The sequence below is a fragment of the uncultured Parabacteroides sp. genome, from assembly GCF_905196875.1.
In the GTDB taxonomy this organism is placed as follows: Bacteria; Bacteroidota; Bacteroidia; order Bacteroidales; family Tannerellaceae; genus Parabacteroides.
The window spans coordinates 150,201-167,571 of sequence record NZ_CAJJWO010000002.1 but is presented as its reverse complement, the minus strand read 5'-3'; the positions used below and the strand labels follow the sequence as shown (position 1 = coordinate 167,571).

General features: G+C 44.8%; 16 protein-coding genes. 5 read left to right on the top strand and 11 right to left on the bottom strand.

Annotated features, from left to right (window positions below):
- Nucleotides 1–30: 30 nt before the first annotated feature.
- Nucleotides 31–264 (bottom strand): YecH family metal-binding protein, encoded by a 234-nt coding sequence (locus QZ076_RS01515; protein WP_293709659.1) that lies wholly within the window; start codon nucleotides 262–264, stop codon nucleotides 31–33.
- Between the two features lie 163 nt (nucleotides 265–427).
- Between QZ076_RS01515 and QZ076_RS01510 the strand changes: the two genes are divergently transcribed.
- Nucleotides 428–1,468: a linear amide C-N hydrolase gene (locus QZ076_RS01510; protein ID WP_293709720.1), complete on the top strand. Its 1,041-nt coding sequence runs from the start codon at nucleotides 428–430 to the stop codon at nucleotides 1,466–1,468.
- Between the two features lie 31 nt (nucleotides 1,469–1,499).
- On the opposite strand, the gene QZ076_RS01505 is transcribed toward QZ076_RS01510, so the two are convergent.
- The 3 genes from QZ076_RS01505 to QZ076_RS01495 all read right to left on the bottom strand — a co-directional run bounded on the left by QZ076_RS01505 (nucleotide 1,500) and on the right by QZ076_RS01495 (nucleotide 3,680).
- Nucleotides 1,500–2,003, bottom strand: a complete 504-nt coding sequence (locus QZ076_RS01505; protein ID WP_293709657.1) for an SRPBCC family protein — start codon at nucleotides 2,001–2,003, stop codon at nucleotides 1,500–1,502.
- A 533-nt stretch (nucleotides 2,004–2,536) separates the two neighbouring features.
- The gene (locus QZ076_RS01500; protein WP_293709655.1) at nucleotides 2,537–2,920 is read right to left on the bottom strand and encodes a DUF3037 domain-containing protein; all 384 of its coding nucleotides are present in this window, start codon (nucleotides 2,918–2,920) and stop codon (nucleotides 2,537–2,539) included.
- Entirely contained in the window at nucleotides 2,898–3,680 is a 783-nt protein-coding gene (locus QZ076_RS01495) for a HipA family kinase (RefSeq protein ID WP_293709653.1), read from the bottom strand. Before QZ076_RS01495 ends, QZ076_RS01500 begins: the two co-directional genes overlap by 23 nt.
- Before the next feature lie 143 nt (nucleotides 3,681–3,823).
- On the opposite strand from QZ076_RS01495, the gene QZ076_RS01490 reads away from it, so the two are divergent.
- Nucleotides 3,824–4,996, top strand: coding sequence for a low temperature requirement protein A (locus QZ076_RS01490; RefSeq protein ID WP_293709651.1), 1,173 nt, complete (start codon nucleotides 3,824–3,826; stop codon nucleotides 4,994–4,996).
- Here the strand turns inward: QZ076_RS01490 and dprA are convergent.
- The 5 genes from dprA to QZ076_RS01465 all read right to left on the bottom strand — a co-directional run bounded on the left by dprA (nucleotide 4,993) and on the right by QZ076_RS01465 (nucleotide 10,394).
- Complete coding sequence (dprA, locus tag QZ076_RS01485) at nucleotides 4,993–6,105, bottom strand: DNA-processing protein DprA (RefSeq protein WP_293709649.1); 1,113 nt, start codon at nucleotides 6,103–6,105, stop codon at nucleotides 4,993–4,995. The genes QZ076_RS01490 and dprA overlap by 4 nt on opposite strands.
- An 8-nt stretch (nucleotides 6,106–6,113) precedes the next feature.
- Nucleotides 6,114–6,524, bottom strand: coding sequence for an acyl-CoA thioesterase (locus QZ076_RS01480; RefSeq protein WP_293709647.1), 411 nt, complete (start codon nucleotides 6,522–6,524; stop codon nucleotides 6,114–6,116).
- Complete coding sequence (locus QZ076_RS01475) at nucleotides 6,525–7,787, bottom strand: peptidase U32 family protein (RefSeq protein WP_293709645.1); 1,263 nt, start codon at nucleotides 7,785–7,787, stop codon at nucleotides 6,525–6,527.
- Between the two features lie 367 nt (nucleotides 7,788–8,154).
- Nucleotides 8,155–10,026, bottom strand: coding sequence for a M56 family metallopeptidase (locus QZ076_RS01470; RefSeq protein WP_293709643.1), 1,872 nt, complete (start codon nucleotides 10,024–10,026; stop codon nucleotides 8,155–8,157).
- 11 nt (nucleotides 10,027–10,037) lie between these two features.
- Nucleotides 10,038–10,394, bottom strand: a complete 357-nt coding sequence (locus QZ076_RS01465) for a BlaI/MecI/CopY family transcriptional regulator (RefSeq protein ID WP_293709641.1) — start codon at nucleotides 10,392–10,394, stop codon at nucleotides 10,038–10,040.
- Between the two features lie 168 nt (nucleotides 10,395–10,562).
- Here QZ076_RS01465 and dusB point away from each other — a divergent pair, with 168 nt between their 5' ends.
- The 3 genes from dusB to QZ076_RS01450 all read left to right on the top strand — a co-directional run bounded on the left by dusB (nucleotide 10,563) and on the right by QZ076_RS01450 (nucleotide 13,539).
- Complete coding sequence (gene dusB / locus QZ076_RS01460; RefSeq protein ID WP_293709639.1) at nucleotides 10,563–11,552, top strand: tRNA dihydrouridine synthase DusB; 990 nt, start codon at nucleotides 10,563–10,565, stop codon at nucleotides 11,550–11,552.
- Nucleotides 11,553–11,867: 315 nt separating this feature from the next.
- Complete coding sequence (locus QZ076_RS01455) at nucleotides 11,868–12,680, top strand: head GIN domain-containing protein (RefSeq protein WP_293709637.1); 813 nt, start codon at nucleotides 11,868–11,870, stop codon at nucleotides 12,678–12,680.
- A 34-nt stretch (nucleotides 12,681–12,714) separates the two neighbouring features.
- On the top strand, nucleotides 12,715–13,539 hold the full coding sequence (locus QZ076_RS01450) for a head GIN domain-containing protein (protein WP_293709635.1): 825 nt from the start codon (nucleotides 12,715–12,717) through the stop codon (nucleotides 13,537–13,539).
- Between the two features lie 87 nt (nucleotides 13,540–13,626).
- On the opposite strand, the gene QZ076_RS01445 is transcribed toward QZ076_RS01450, so the two are convergent.
- The gene (locus QZ076_RS01445; RefSeq protein ID WP_293709633.1) at nucleotides 13,627–15,777 is read right to left on the bottom strand and encodes a family 20 glycosylhydrolase; all 2,151 of its coding nucleotides are present in this window, start codon (nucleotides 15,775–15,777) and stop codon (nucleotides 13,627–13,629) included.
- Between the two features lie 111 nt (nucleotides 15,778–15,888).
- Nucleotides 15,889–17,367, bottom strand: a complete 1,479-nt coding sequence (locus QZ076_RS01440; protein ID WP_293709631.1) for a RagB/SusD family nutrient uptake outer membrane protein — start codon at nucleotides 17,365–17,367, stop codon at nucleotides 15,889–15,891.
- Nucleotides 17,368–17,371 lie beyond the last annotated feature (4 nt).

The window sequence follows — 17,371 nt, the reverse complement described above, 5'->3', positions numbered from 1 at the left end:
ACGATTACGCATACGGCTAATTATCTGTTTTCAATGATTGCAAACTTTCGTTATATCAACCGTAAAACCATCATTCAACGGCATGAATTTCCCTTTTTCCTTCAGGAACTCTATCAGGTCATCGACACTCATATATTCTGCCGAGCAGGTATAAAAACGCTGAGTTTCACCGAACCGGTCAATGATAGCCGCTCTTAAAGAGGCTTCCGAGTAACTATTGCCTTCCATCATATGAAGGACTTCATGAGCATGTAACTGTTCCATAGTCTGATTATTTAATTATTTAAAGCAAAGATACAGGATATATATATCTTAAAATGTAACATATGTGACAGTCGCAGGTTCAGCCTTTATTTTTTAAACAATCCGATACACAAATCGCTTATATAATCATAGAAACATATTTATAATTAAGATTATGAGAGAGATGAAGAAATGGGGAATAGCATTGCTGGCAATTACCGCGAGTGCAGGGTTCAATCCATCGGATGCCTGTACAAGAGTAGTTTACCAGGGAAAAAACAATACAGTACTGACAGGTCGCACGATGGACTGGAAGGAAGATACTCATAGCAACCTCTGGATATTTCCACGAGGTATGAAACGCAATGGAGAAATAGGTAAAAATCCACTTGAATGGACTTCAAAATACGGAAGCGTAGTCACTTCCGCCTATGATATTTGCAGCACAGACGGAATGAACGAAAAAGGATTGGTAGCCAACCTGCTCTGGCTGGCTGAGTCGGAATACCCACAGTGGGACGGTAAAAAACCGGGGCTTTCCATTGCCGCCTGGGTGCAATACATGCTGGATAACTTTGCAACGGTAGACGAAGCTGTCGCTTTTGTTGAAAAAGGAACATTCGAAGTAGTCTCGGACATGATGCCCGACGGCACACGAATGGCAACGTTACACCTGTCGATATCCGACACAGAGGGAGATAATGCAATCTTTGAATACATAAACGGAAAATTGAATATTCATCACAGCAAATCGTACCAGGTGATGACTAACTCACCGGTGTTCGACCAACAACTAGCCCTCGATGATTATTGGAAAAATATCGGGGGAACGACTTTCCTGCCGGGAACAAACCGGGCAGCCGATCGTTTCGTAAGGGCATCGTTCTATATCAATGCGATACCGAAGGTAGACGACACACGCATGGCCATAGCCAGTGTATTCAGCGTAATCCGCAACACATCTGTTCCATTGGGTATCACGACACCCGACCAACCGAATATATCATCCACGCGATGGAGAACTGTTTCCGATCAGAAAAATAAGGTATATTACTTTGAGTCGACTACCTATCCGAATATCTTCTGGGTAGATTTCAAAGATGTGGATTTCTCTGCAGACGCACCGGTCAAAAAACTCGACCTGCTGCATGGTAAAACATACGCCGGTAACACGGCCGATCAGTTTGTGGCCACTCAGCCGTTCAAATTCTTAGGAGTTCATTAAGAACTCCTTTTTTTATATACAGACTCTGGGGTTATGCCGAGCAAAGCTTTGTCCGCAAATCATTTTGATAGGTATCCATAAACTTCTCCAGATCGAAAAAAAGGTAAGAGAGTACTTTCAGGAAGGGGTTTTTCATCCGGATGGTTTCGGTCGATGTGAAATGAGTCCCCCCTGTACTTGTTTCCTCCAGTTCTCCTTTCCAATGTCCGGTAAATCCATTCGCCTTGATAATATCGAATTCATAAAGCGAGAAAGGTTCTTTGCGGGTCGTTTTAAAACGAATGACGGAGCCGTTTTTGGCAATCTCGTCCCAGACTTCTATTCCATCCTGGCTTTCAAGGATAATTATTTCTTTCAGGTCGCTACGGTAGCCATAATCGACATTGTTGATAAGCACGTTATAGACTTTTTCGGGTGATGCATTGTAAAAGCATTGCCGGGAGCCAACTCTTTCGCCCGGCAGCAGAAGACCGGTTATTAGTACTAATACAAAAATCCCCACAACAACAATAAGAAAGTAAATCAACATAGCCATCTTTTTATATTTTATTCTTCGCATAAAGTAAAGTACACAAATTGTTCCTTTTTTCAGGTTTACCGATTCGATTTCAAGCAGTCTCAAACAAACCATAATCGCCTGAATATCTGATTATTTACAAAAGTAAACAATTTAAATCAATAAAGAAAAATTATATCCTTAAAACAGTCTTCCCGCCCGACAGCAAACAAAGAACACGTCGCCGGTCATATAAATTTAAAAAGAAGCAAGAACGGTAAAATGAGAAAGATGTGAGAGGGAATGTATATAAAAAATTAAAGCCTGTCTCACGACAAGCCCTAACCAACTTTGTTAACCTTAAATCTAATACTATTATGAAAAAACCACAGTACAAAGATACTCTTGCAAAGAGGTTTTGTCAAGCTTTTTCAGGCCAATATTTGTTAAGTTTGAAGGGCTGTATCGCCAAAAAGTGTTAGTGAAGATAAAACTTTATGCAATACAGGCAAAAACTGCTAATTTTAACAATTAAAGAACGCTTTTTTCAGCAGAAAAGAACACCCTCCTGACTAAAGTACCAACTCCGAGAACAACTTTTCGAACGTAGCTTCCAGATCTTCCGATAGTCCCGGATGCGGACGTGAAGTCTGTATCGAAGAACTGCGTACGGCTGTCAGCCAACGGAACCGTTCGGGAATATCCATCGCGGCGATCGGACCGCCCTCTTTTGCCCCGGAACAGATATGGTCGAATACTTTCAGGTTGGCGTATAACGACTCTATATCCAGCTCGGAAGAGAACAGGCGGATCTTCTTTTCGTCCACCTGATAACGCGCTTTTATATACTTAACCCGTTTAGAGAACAGGATAATGCCCACGTTGATAAACTCCTCACGTTCCACCCGGGGAACAAAACGGATTACGGCGTATTCATATAAGTGCTTTCCTTGCATGTTGCGCTTCTTTTATAAATGTGTCTGAATGGGCGATCCTTCCGTTTAAAAACTCCATGTATATTTCCTTTATCTCCTGCGGCGTGCCAGGACTGTCGTTCCATTGCAACCAGTCATCGGGAATCAGTTCGACGATCTCCTGTATTTTTTGCGGTGTCAACAGACGTTTAAATTCGGTATCGACCTCTTCGAGTAGGGAAGCTTCAGGCAATAACGCATGATCTTTAACCTGGACAAACGGGCTTAAGGCATGCTTGCTCCAGTTCAACCATGAATAATGGAAATAGAGTGAAGCGCCGTGATCGATCAACCATAATTCTTTATGCCACATCAGCATATTGGTATTGCGTGTCGTACGGTCTACGTTGGTCAATAAGGCATCGAGCCAAACGATTTGTGAGGCGGTTTTTGCTCCGGCTTTATTCACGACAGGATCGTAGGTCAGTGCACCCGACAGGAAATGGAGCCCGAGGTTCAGTCCGCGGCTAGCCTGCAAAAGGTCTTGTATCTCCTCATCCCCCTCGGTACGGCCAAAAGCCTCGTCGAGGTTCAAAAAGACCAGTTCAGGCACACGGAAACCCAACGTACGTGCTATTTCGCCACCGACCAATTCGGCGATCAGGGCTTTCGTTCCATGACCGGCTCCCCTGAACTTAACGACATATTTATATCCGTCGTCGGCCTCCGCCAGCGCAGGCAACGAACCACCCTCACGTAAAGGCATGATATATCTGACTACATTTGCTGTTCGCAATTCCATATTCAAAATGCTTTTGACAAAGATAAAGATAGTTCCCGTTCACACAAAAAGAAACAGGCAACATCTCTTAAACAAAATAAACAGGCAGTTGTTCTAATTCCATAAGCGTTATCGGATTATACAGGCTATAAAATCATTGGCGTATGTCGCATTCTTCACATCATTTATTAAGAAGCCGGGAGGAAGAGCGGGCTTCCGTTTCTTACTCGGAATTGTTGTTCGACCTGATTTATGTTTTTGCAGTCACACAACTCTCGCATTACCTGCTTCATCATCTGGACTGGCAAGGTTATCTGCAGGAGATCATTCTCTGGTTTGCCGTCTGGCTGGCCTGGCAACACACCACTTGGGTGACAAACTGGTTCAATCCGGAGACACGTATTATCCGGCTACTCCTGTTTGTCCTGATGCTGATCGGCCTGGTGATGGCTTCTTCCATTCCCGAAGCCTACACAAGCCGAGGCTTGGTCTTTGCGGCTTGCTATGTAGGCATTCAGCTGGGCAGAACGATCGTTGTCGTATTCTTACTGGATAAAAAGCACCATCTTTCCCCCAACTTCAAACGTATACTAGGCTGGTTCTGTATCTCAGCCATCTTCTGGATTGCCGGGGCATTCAACGAAGGTTATACGCGCATCCTGCTATGGCTTGTGGCTGTCTTATGCGACTATACATCGCCGATGTTCGGCTTTTATCTGCCTGGACTCGGACGGTCAGTTTCAAGTAGGGAATGGACGATCGAAGGACAGCACCTGGCGGAAAGGTGCCAGTTGTTCGTTATTATTGCTTTCGGCGAAACGATCATGATGACAGGGGCTTCACTCAGTGATTTTGAAGTATGGGATACCCCGATCATTTATGCGGCCATAATCTCCTTCACCAACAGCCTGGCAATGTGGTGGATTTATTTTGATGTCAGCAGCGAAGCCGGAAGCCGGAAGATCAAAAAAGTATCCAACCCTGGTTTACTCGGGCTGAAATACCATTCGATCCATGTGGTGTTGGTCGGGGCACTAATCATCTGCGCAGTGGGCGACGAACTGGTGGTCAATCACCCATTGGGGGAAATGACAGCGGGAGGAATCTTTGCGATGGTGGGCGGCCCGATCATTTACCTGATAAGCAACAGTGTTTATAAATGGATCACCTGCCAGAGGATTGCCTGGTCGCATGTGATTGCAGTTGTCGTACTTGCAATCCTTATCCCATTCGCACATCTTTTCAACCCGCTCTTGTTAAATGGGATAACAGCACTGATATTCATTGCTGTCGTCATCTATGAGACAGTTAAAAACAATCCCCATTCAAAATCCTAAACCAACTTATAAACATTCCCCGGCAAAATCCTAATCCGGCCGTTCATCTCCAGCTCAAACAGAAGGGAAAACAGTTCTCGAACAGGTTGGTTCAGAAGCAAAGCCAGACGGTCGATATGCATTTCGCCTTTCTCGCGGAGAAGGGCGAGGATCACTTCTGTCCGGTCGCTTGCTTCAAAAAACAATTCAGCCTGTACAGGGACAGGCGAAGCTTTCTTCTCCACATCCCAGCAAAGGGCGCTTACCAGATCGGAAGCAGAGGTTATCAATCCTGCTTTATTCTGACGGATCAGAGCATTACAACCTTTGGAATGAAGATCGCTTATCCGGCCGGGAAAGGCATAGACATCACGGCCATAAGAAAAAGCAATATCGGCCGTAATCAGTGAACCGCCTTTCTCTGCCGATTCGATCACGATCGTAGCATCTGCCAACCCAGCTACAATCCTGTTGCGTTTGACAAAGTTTGGCTTATCGGGTTCCGTACCACTGGGAAAGTCGGACAACAATCCGCCACCCCGTTGTAACATCTCTACAGCTGTAGAACGGTGTGCCGGAGGATAAATACGGTCGAGTCCGTGAGCCAATACACCGACAGTCGGCAACCCCATTCTGAGTGCACTGCGATGAGCACAAACATCGATGCCATAGGCAAGCCCGCTTACAATCAGAAGATCTGGAAAGGATAACGACAGGGTTTGTACCAGTTCTTCCGTTACAGCCCTGCCATATTCTGTTGCGTGGCGTGTCCCGACAATGCTGATAATACGTGCAGCATCGAGGTCGGCCGTTCCTTTATAATAAAAAAGTATAGGGGCATCGGAGCATTCCTTTAAACGCTTGGGATAGGCTTCATCTGTCAGATAGTAACAGGTGATCTGGTTCTTTTCAATAAAAGCCAACTCTCTTTCAGCCTGCAGAAGAACTTCCGGGCGTTTGATCTCGGCAGCCGTAAGGCTCCCGATGCCCGGTATCTTCTCCAGATTCTGCTTCTTTTCCGTAAAGACTGCCTCTGCATCGCCCAAGGCCTGCAGAAGCTGACGGGCCAGGATATCTCCCACCCCGTTTATCATAGTTAAGCCAATTTGGTAAATCTGTTTGTCGGTCATGATCTATATCATAGTTTATCTTGTATCCTTTTAAGCATTTCATCGAAGTATTCACCCCGTGTCAGTTTTCCGTCCTGCACAACGACTGACTCCACTTTCCCTTTCGTTGCCAGTGCACCGTCAGAGGCACGGTAAATATCCTGTTCAAAAACCAGCTTCACCCCTTTCTTGTAGACATTCAGGCAGGAGATATAACTGTCGCCACTCTTCAGGGAAGTCTTGAAGTCGATATCCACATGGGAGACAAACCCATCGACGCCTTTATCATGCATCGCACCGAAGTTTTCCCCCAGCGACTCAAGGAACTCATGACGGGTATGTTCCATATAATGCTGATAGTTGGCGTTGTTCACGACTCCCTGCAGGTCGCATTCGTAGTCGCGTACCTTATCTGTCAGTTTAAAGATATACTCTTTCATTTATTTCAGTTCTTTGTTGTTATTATTTTCGGGTACCATTTTATAGAGTCGGTCGGAAGGGCGTACCTTTTCCGATACTTTAAAGGAGAAACGTTCGCCTTTGACTGTTTCTTCCACAGCCTTTAGGTCTACGCGTATCTCGTCGATCGTCTGCATTACGGCGCCTGTTGTAGGGCCGGTAATCAGGATTTCGTCGCCCACTTTCAGCGTGCCCGATTCCATTTCGAATTCTGCCACGCCGATACCTGTGAAATATTTAATACCTTTTGCCACATATACCTTTTTCTTTGTCGAGCCGGAACCGTATTTACTGCTCCACTCGCCCAAGCGTTGCCCGAGGTAATAACCATCCCAGAAACCGCGGTTGAAGACACTCTTCAAACGTTCGTCCCAAGCGGCGATCTTCTCTTCATCGTACGTCCCGCTGCAATAAGCCTTGACTGCTTCCTTATAACATTCGGTGACGATGCGCACGTATTCGGGACCGCGGGCACGGCCTTCTATCTTGAATACACGAACGCCGGCATCCATCATCTTGTTCATGAAGTGGATCGTCTTCAGGTCTTTGGGCGACATGATGTACTGGTTCTCGATATCCAGCTCGATATTGCTGTCCTTATCTTTCACAGTATAGCCACGACGGCAGATTTGCATGCAAGCCCCCCGGTTGGCGGAAGCATTCATTTCATGCAAACTCAGGTAGCATTTGCCGGATACGGCCATGCACAGAGCACCATGTGCAAACATTTCGATACGGATCAGTTCACCCCGTGGCCCAACGATCTGCTGTTCGACAATCTGCCGGTAGATTTCGGAAACCTGTGTAAGATTCAGTTCGCGGGCCAATACAACGACATCGGCAAACTGGGCGTAAAACTTCAGTGCCTCCACATTCGATATATTCAACTGGGTGGAAAGATGCACTTCCTGTCCGATCCGGTTCGCATAGCTCATAGCAGCCACATCCGCAGCGATAATGGCAGACACTTCAGCCGCCTTTGCTGCATCGATAATCTCACGCATCAATGCCAGGTCTTCCCCGTAAATAACGGTATTGACGGTCAGATAACTTTTAATACCATGTTCTTTACAAATGGAAACGATCTTACGCAGGTCGTCGGTGGTGAAATTGTTGGAAGAGCGCGAACGCATATTCAGTCCTTCAATACCGAAATAGATGGAGTCGGCACCTCCCTGGATAGCTGCCATCAACGACTCATACGAGCCGACCGGAGCCATTATTTCAAATTCTTTTTCGTTCAAAGCTGTTTGGTTTTAAATTAGAAACCACAAAGATACAGGTTTCTTCGCATACTTCTAAGATAAAACAGGTTAACTTTTAACTCGTTGCCGGATACATTTCCACCGGATCAACGCAGATATTACTTCTTTCCGTCCGCCGGAAGAGCAGGCAACAAGAAGATAAATGAATTTCCTCGGCAGGAAACTCCAGTTTCCCAGGCAGGGAACGCGCGTTTCTTCCGCAGGAAATTCCAGTTCCCTGCGGAGGGAACTGCAGTTTCCAAAGCAAGGAACTACGAGGAAACTGTAATCGATTGACAATAAATAGCTTAAAACAAAAAGAGGATATCCATTAAAAAGATATCCTCTTATACTATCTTTACTAGAATTACTTTCCTGCCCGATCCAATACCTCCGGCACAATCATACTATCATAACCTTTTGTTGCCAGATGAGACTTTACGACAGCGAGATAACTCACCGGGACATTTTTTTGAGCCGGCTGAATTATAATATTCCTCACATGTTTTCCTATTTTTCCCAGAGCCTCATCAATCATTCCCAAACCTATGACCACCATATAATTCCTCTTATTCTTTTCAGAAGTATCATAGGATAACAAAGGTTTCCTTTCATTGAAGTAGGAAATCGAAAAAGCATAAGCCGTATTGCCTTCTTCAGAAGATAACTCATAATAGAAAGGAGGTGAAGGGATGATTTCGCCATCCGTATTTTTATAATAGGTGAATAATTCCACTACTTCGCCTTTTGCATCTGCCAGATCCGCTTTACGCACGGCACTACGGACGGCACGGTTTCTCAACTTTACGTATTCGTCAAAGAATATCTTCTTTCCGTTTACAGTATAATAAGCAACAATCATTGTCTGTTCTCTCAGGTCTCTTTTAAAGTTTTTAGGATCTCCAATGTAGAAAAGGATAGGAACGTTTTCTACTCCCGCCTTTGCTTGTTGCTGCATAAAACCGTCTTTCACCACTTTCAGGATATTAGCCGCTGCTATCGGAGGAGCTCCTGCATCAATGTAAGAATAAAATGCTATCGGCTTATCTTTCGCAGAAGCAAATATATTCGTCAATTTCTCAGACAGATTATCGACAGTAGCATACTTATTATTCAGAAGTATCTGTCCCAATGAGTTAACAAACAAATCCTGCCTGTCTGTCTTTTCATTCAGGAAACGAGACATGTACTCTTGTGAAGGGTTCTGCACATTCTCTTTTTCACTTATGTACTTATCCAGTTCTGCCCGAAAGAATTCCCTCACATCCTGCTGTTCGTTCGGAGGAGTTTCCTTATCTTTGCTTTGGATAAGCGTTTCCAACTGCCGGTTCACTTCCGGGCGGGCAAAAGCATTGAGGACGATAAGTCCCACAGGAACCAGGAGCAATAGCTTCAACCGGGCCCAATTCTTTGATTTACCTTTTAACATCATAGTAATACGTTTTTTAATTTTACTGTGATTGAAGCTGTTGGCAAGAGTGTAGAGGCTGGAGCCGACAGCTTTTTTCACGAGCAATAGTTGATATTTAGTTGCATCGATGCCTTGATTGAGCACGCCTTTATCGGCCTGGTATTCGTGTATTTCCTTCAATTCCCTTTTCAGTAACCAGACAGCCGGATTAAACCAGTGAAGCAAAAGAATGATCTCCATAAAGATCAGATCGATGGAATGACGATATTGAAGGTGCATCTTCTCATGTGTCAGTATTTCGTCCGGATACTTCATATAATCTTCTTCAGAAAGAATAATATATCTCCCCCAACTGAACGGGGAAACAGGAGAAGGAAGCAAGATCAGCGTGTAGTTTCCACATTTCGTTTTATGTCCCTGGCGGGTAATTTCCAGCATATTACGGAAAGAGACCAGGGTTATCAACAGGCAGACGGCACAGCCCAGAAGATAAGAAAGACCGATCAACTGTCCCCAGTCTATTGTATAAGCCGGTTTCTCAGCGGGAATAACCCATTCTTCACCATAGCCTTCAGGGAAAGATGTTTCAACTAGCGGAACATTTCCGGCGATGAGCTTTTCCAATCCGATAATCGGTTGCTGGATAAACAGAGGCTTTGATGTTTCGAGCTTTACAAAAGGCAGCAACATACAGACCACTATTCCGCCCAACAACACCCACCGGTTGAAACGAAAAAAGGTGTCATTACTGAGCAAGGCCTTGAACCCGAGGTAAAACAAGGTCAGGCAGATGGTAGATTTCAATATGTACAGAAGTAAAGCTCCCATAGTAAACGTTTTTACTTATTCTTGATCTGTTGTATCAATTCCTGCAGTTCATCGAGCGTCAAAGCCTCTTCCTCTATCAATGTAGAGACCACGCGAGTGTAAGAGTTGTCGAAATATTTATCGACCACCTGCTTCAGTGTCTTTTTCCTGTATTCGTCTTCCGAGACCAAAGCATAATACTGATGGGTATTTCCAAAGGCCTTGAAACCGATATATCCTTTCTCCTCCAAAGTACGGACAATAGTCGAAAGGGTATTGTAATGCGGTTTGGGCTCTTCCTGTAAGTCGAGCAATTCACGGACAAACAAAGGTCCTTTCGCCCAAAAGTAACCTAATATTTCTTCTTCTTTTGCAGTTAACCGTATCATAATCTGTCGTTTTAATAAAGGAATGCCCAAATATAACTATATTTTCCAGTAATACAACTACAACATATAGTTAATCTACTATAATTCGTAGTAGACAGGAGATTGAACACCATTCTTTCATGAAACTTAATAGAAAAGCAGTACTTTTGTGACCAATAATAAGAAGGTATGAAGATAGGCTCAATAGATTTAGGTGAACATCCGGTATTTCTGGCACCGATGGAAGATGTGACGGACATCTCTTTCCGTTTGATGTGTAAACGTTTCGGTGCAGACATGGTATATACAGAATTTGTATCGAGCGATGCACTGATCCGCAGCGTGAACAAGACACAGGAGAAACTGACCGTTGCCGAGGATGAACGACCGGTAGCTATACAGATATATGGTAAAGAAGTGGAAGCGATGGTGGAAGCAGCAAAGATATGCGAAGCCGCCCGCCCCGACATTCTCGATATCAATTTCGGCTGTCCGGTAAAGAAAGTGGCAGGCAAAGGTGCCGGAGCAGGTATGTTACGGAATATTCCGCTTATGTTGGAAATAACGCGCGAAGTGGTAAAGGCCGTCAACATCCCCGTAACAGTAAAAACCCGCCTGGGATGGGACGCCGATAATAAAATCATTGTCGACCTGGCCGAACAATTACAGGATTGCGGGATTGCCGCCCTCTCTATCCACGGACGTACCCGTGCACAGATGTACACCGGCGAGGCCGACTGGACGCTGATCGGCGAGGTAAAAAACAATCCGCGCATGCATATTCCTATCATCGGGAATGGCGACGTCACCTCTGCCGAAGCCTGCCGGCAGCGTTTCGACCAATACGGAGTGGATGGCGTCATGATCGGTCGCGGAAGTATCGGCCGCCCCTGGATATTCCGCGAAGTAAAACATTACCTGACAAACGGGACAGCATTACCCGACGAGAAATTCACCTGGTACCTGGATATCCTGAAACAGCAGGTCGTGCAAAGTGTGGAACGTCTTGACGAACGTCGTGGTATTTTACACATCCGGCGTCATCTGGCAGCCACTCCTCTTTTCAAAGGGATTGCCGACTTTAAGCCGACACGCGTTGCCATGCTCCGCGCAGAGACTGTAACCGAACTATTCGACATTATGGATTCCATCCCGGAGAAGTTTGGGATCATAGAATAAATCGGTCAAAAAATGCAACATTTGAATCATAAAGTGACAAATTTACAATAAATTGATACAATAGTATATTGCATATAATATATTTCCTCTTATATTTGCATCGAGTTTTTTTCATAGTATTTTAGATCTAAGGTTAACAAGTCTTTGCAAAGGAGGAATCGTGAGATTGCTTCGTTGGGAAGCAAAGAGACCGCATCCGTTGTAAATACGGGTTGCGGTTTTCTTTTTTTATTATTTTCAAAAAAAGTTCTTCAGATATGCAACCGAAACCGGATTACGTTCGTCTTATAAAGAAAAAACTAAAAATAAAGACAGATGAAAACAAAAGTACTTCTTCTTATCGCCTGCTTACTGACCGCACTGACGGGATCTGCCATTACTGAAAAAACAGTAGATGGAAACGGGAATGTGATTACAAAAACGGTTTCGATCGACGATTATAACGAAATATCGACAGTAGGTGTCATGGAGTTTGTCTATGAACAGTCGGATGCCGCTCCCTATCTGAAAGTCATGATCGATGAAAATCTCTATGAACTACTGGAGATAAAAGTTGACGGCAAAGAACTAAAAGTCAGCCCCAAAAGAATAAATGAAAACAGCCGCAACGGTAATACTTACAACCTGAATCCAACGACATTCAAGGTGGTAACCAATTCGCGTGAAATAAGGGAACTAAACGTTGTATCCTCTGGTGATTTCATTATTTCCAGTCCACTCAATATAAGCAAACTGGAAATCAATATGGCAGGCAGTGGAAACATTCTCCTGAAAAAGAAAGTGACAGGAAATAAAATGGAAATCAATCTGGCCAGCTCAGGCAGCATCGTCGCATCCGACATCAGCTTGAATGGAATTGAATGTAGCCTGGCAGGCAGTGGTTTCATACAGATAGGAGGAAAAGCCGAACAAGCAGAGTATAATCTTGCCGCAAGCGGAAACATTAAAGCCTACGATTGCCTGTCAGGTAAAGTAGAATGTAATATTGCCGGCAGTGGTAATATCCAGGCTTATGCCAAAGACCGTCTGGAAGCAAATATCGTAGGAAGCGGGAGTGTCTATTACAAAGGAGATCCGACTACCAGTAAAAGTATCATCGGATCGGGCAAACTGAAAAAAGCGAACTAAAAGATAAACAAACAAACATAAAAGTATAAATATTATGAAAGCAATAGCATTAGCATTCATCGGATTAATGACTTTCAGCACCATATCTTGTCATGCAAAGAAGGTTAAAGGAAACGGAAATATCATCACCAAGGAAATCCAGGTATCCGATTATAACGAGATCAAAGTAGGCCAGGGCATCGAAAGTGGCAACATGTCTTTCACAAAGAAAAACAAATCGCCCCGTTTCAACTACACCCAGCAATCAGGAAGTGCAAGTTTAAATATCACAATAGATGAAAACCTGCTTCCACTACTGAATATCAAGTCCGACGGAAACGTTCTGACTATTGGCACAGGAATGGGGACTCAAATCAATCCGACACAGTTGGAAATCAACAGCCACTCCAAAGAACTAAGAAAATTGGGTATTTCCGGAGGCATGGATTTCTTCCTGCAAAGCAAACTAACCGGAGATAACCTGGAAATAAATGCATCCGGAGCAAGCGACGTATACCTGGAAAACTCTGTCCGCATATCCAACCTGTGTAAAATAAGCCTGAGTGGAGCAAGCGACGTCAAAGCCAGTAACCTTGAATGCGACAAGATAGAATGCCGTTCTTCCGGCTCAAGCGATATCAAAATGTCCGGAAAAGCCAATGACGGCGAATATCATTGCAGTGGCAGCAGCGATATCAAATCGTACGATTTCGTTGTGAAACGCCTGAATTGCTCCGCCAGCGGCAGTTCTGATATACTGACGAACGTGACCGAAAAACTGAATGCTTCCGCATCCGGTAGCAGCGACATCAAATACAAAGGCAATCCTGAAGTGAAAAAGAGCTCGAGCGGCTCAAGCGATATCGATCATGTGAACTAATACAATATAGGGAGAGTTATTGTAAACCCGGAATTGCTTTTCGTAAAGGCATTTGATGAAAAGACAATTCCGGGTTCTTTTATGCTTTTATTCTATCCAATCGACATATTCCAAGCCATCCACTTCCTTATAATGCATGCCGTCCCACTGGACGGGAATACAACAAAACTGCCATTTCCGTTGGCCGTCATCACCTTTCCAGAAACCGAACACACTCCGGATAAGCACCTTATTCAATCCTTTCATTAGTTTTATCTTTACAGGAGGGCGATAGAAATATCCTTCTTCCGTTAACGGGGTTTCTATGCGTCCCTGCCCCCAGCCGGTCCAGGGGAGACTTTCGAACGGCCAGTGAGGCGGACTCACCCGCTCATCGTTCAACCAGATATCTCCCCCGCTAAAGTCCCAGCTTCCTTGCTCCGGAGCTCTGGCCGTACGGTATCCACCGGAGTGTCCCCACATCCCGTTCAAGCCAAACATCAGATAAACATCCTGGTCTTTCGGGCTTTTGATGTAGGTCAGTGCATAACAGGTTCCGCCATCTTTGCCGACAGCAGACGACATGGCTGTGGGCCAATGGTCCAGCCGGTATTTACCCTGATGCGCATTGAACATGGCATAAAGGTTACGGATCTGCACCTCACCACCATAGACAGGCGAAGATTTCCACCTGAACAAAGTATCATTCACCATATATTCTTTCTTTATTATCTTTTCCGGCTCAAAAGAAGTATCATTTTTTCCTTTATGATCGAAAGGACCGATCATCCGCCACTTTATATCCGCTTGTTTCACATAAGCAAACGGGATATGCTCGAAATAGTGATCCCGGTGATAAACCAGGCGGTCCTCAAATTCGGCAAAAGCCATCCATTCCGGCGTTCCTTTGGTCGGGACCTGTGCCATCAGGTCACGTCTTTTCTCTCTGCTTCCCCGCCAGACACGTTCTGCATAGGTAATCGCACAAGGATAGAAAGGATACTGTTCCAGTAAACGTTGCTCAGAACTCAGTGCACCGTCTGTCCAAACACACATGATGCTGCCAAGCGCATTCTCATTACCAACAGGCACTTCACAAGGTTGCTGGAAGAAAGTCTGCAACATACCACCCTGCGAATCCATATAATCCATATAGAAACCGTTACTGTCGATATACCGTGCCGACTTATCGATAGGATGTCCGGCTTCATTTTCTCCCCAGCACATTCGGATGGCATTCGTATCAGGTGAATAACCCGGATACCAGGTAATGACTTCTTTTCCCTTGCTGCGGAAGTATTTTATCATTTCCGGCATAAAACTATCCATCTCAAAACGGACCTCATCCGAACCGATATGAAAGAAAGAGTCTTTAAACAGAGGGATCACTTCATCCAGCGCCTTTTGCATAACTGCCATTCCCTCGGGTGTCTGGAGTTTCAGGCCGGTTGCTTTCTCGAAATAATCGCTGTGCCCTGGCATATCCACTTCCGGAACAACCCGCATATTCAGTGTAGAACAATAATCTTCCAATGATATAAGTTCTTCCTGTGTATAATATTTACCAGGCTGACGGGTTTTCCAGAAAGAGGACGGCGCCGTTAGTTCCGGCATACACTTTACTTCTATCCGCCATCCCGGATTATCCGTCAGATGCAGGTGTAAGAGATTTATCTTATAATACGATAACTTCCTCATTATCTCTTTTATAAACGGAGTCGCCGCATAATTGCGTCCCACATCCAACATAATTCCCCGTACAGAGAATGCCGGGGCATCGTTAATGAGACAATGAGGTAGTTCGTAGCTATCGGAAGTCTCTCGGATCAACTGCCGTAGGGTTTGCAGGGCATTGAAAAAACCGGCAAAGCTATTAGCCGAGATCCGGACACTGTTGTCCGATACAACCAGACGATAGGCCTCTTTCTGTTTTACATCCTGTTGTACAGGCAACTGCTCAAAATAAATGTGGCATACATCGGCCGACTGTTCCGGCATATTCCAGAACATACAGACATCGTCGACTTCTTTACCGATCTGCTTATCATCCTTTATCTTATTCAATGAAGCTTCATCTGCTTTGAGAGTCACAAAACGAAAACTCCCCTCCTGCCGGATCACTTCATCCGGATAAGGAATCAGGGCGGTCGGCAACTTCCCACTATCCGGAGTTGGTAGCGTCCATCCGTTCGATTGCCCGTAAACACCCATGGAGAAAAAGAGGCTACTGAGAAGTATTATTTTTAATCTTATTATCATAACTATTCTATATTATGGAATTCAAAGTAAACGAAAAAAGCAACCGGAAGATATACTAATCCTATCTTTTATCCGGTTGCTCCCTTCCCTTTTTACCTTAAATCCTATTTATCAATAATCGTTCTGCGTTAAGTTCGGGTTCAGGTTGATTTCACTTGTCGGTATCGGCAACAATAACTGACTGTTGGAAACATACGTAGAACCTTTCTTTTTCATTGCATCGACATAGACACCCTGTCTGATCAAGTCGAGACGACGGTATCCTTCCAGGAACAACTCCCAACCTCTTTCTTGCAGAATGGCAGCACGCAAAGCCTCCTTCGTACTGTAATCGCCCAGTTTAAGGTTGTGAGAATCATCACCGAATGCCCGTATGCGGATCTGGTTAATCAGGTCGATAGAGGCCTGCGTCGGACCGTTCAGTTCATTCAATGCCTCTGCACGGGCCAGGATAATATCCGCCAAACGGATCAAAACGACATCGGTACCTTCTGTCCAGCCGATATGAGCCGGGTCGAGCGGGAACTTATTAGGAATCGGACCTTCACCACCACCGTGACCAACCACTTTTGTGATATTCTTTCCGTCTGCATCCTTTTCCACACTAACATAAGAAGTCAGCATATCTGCCCTACGTTTGTCGGCCGGGTCGAATGTATTATAAAAATCCCAGGTACAACGATAATAATCCCAACCGATAGAGCCGCCACCTTCGATCAGGAAGTCAGCCGGGTGGAAATGCGCGGCATAAGCCGAATGCTGATAACGAGGAGGCAGACAAGGAATTGAGAAAATAGTTTCTATATTCTTTTCATTGGCTACTCCCCACAATTTTCCCCAGTCCGATACCAGCTTATGAGGCGAATTATTAATGATCTCGTTTGCCATATCGGCACATTCTTTCCACATTTTCGCTTCCAGATATATTTTACAGAGCTTGGCCTGTGCTGCAGCTTTCGTAAAACGACCGTAGTCTTCAGCCGGATAGCTTTCCGGTAATTTGTCGATAGAAGCCAGAATCTCTGATATACAGAACTCGATGATTTTATCTTTCGACTCACGTTTCGGCTTGGAAGAGATATCAAACTTGGAATCCGTAATAAAAGGGACATCCCCATACAGATAAGTTAAATCTGCATAGAACCAAGCTCTTGCCACACGTGCCTCAGCCACAAACTGTTCCACCAGTTTAGTATCGTTGGTCTGTACTTTTCCCAGATTATCGATACCGATATTAGCACGGACAATAGCCAGATACAAATCATTCCAGAGAGAAGATGTTACATAAAAGTCTACTCCCCATTCGGCCATCTCATACTGACTGCCTTTTCCACTTTGCGCTCCCGGCCCAAAGATCAAGCCATCGGCTGCGATCTCGTTCAGCATCTGGAAGGCATATTCGCCTGCCGGAATATAGTTACGGGCGCTTCTGTCGCGAAAACCGCCATACACACCATTCAGATAGGCCCGTGCATCCGACTCTGTGTTGAAAAAATCGCCAACGGCAATCTCATTATACAACTGTGTGTCCAGACAGGATGAAAGTAAGCAAGATAAACCTGCCAGCAAATATATTTTGAGTGTCTTCATAATT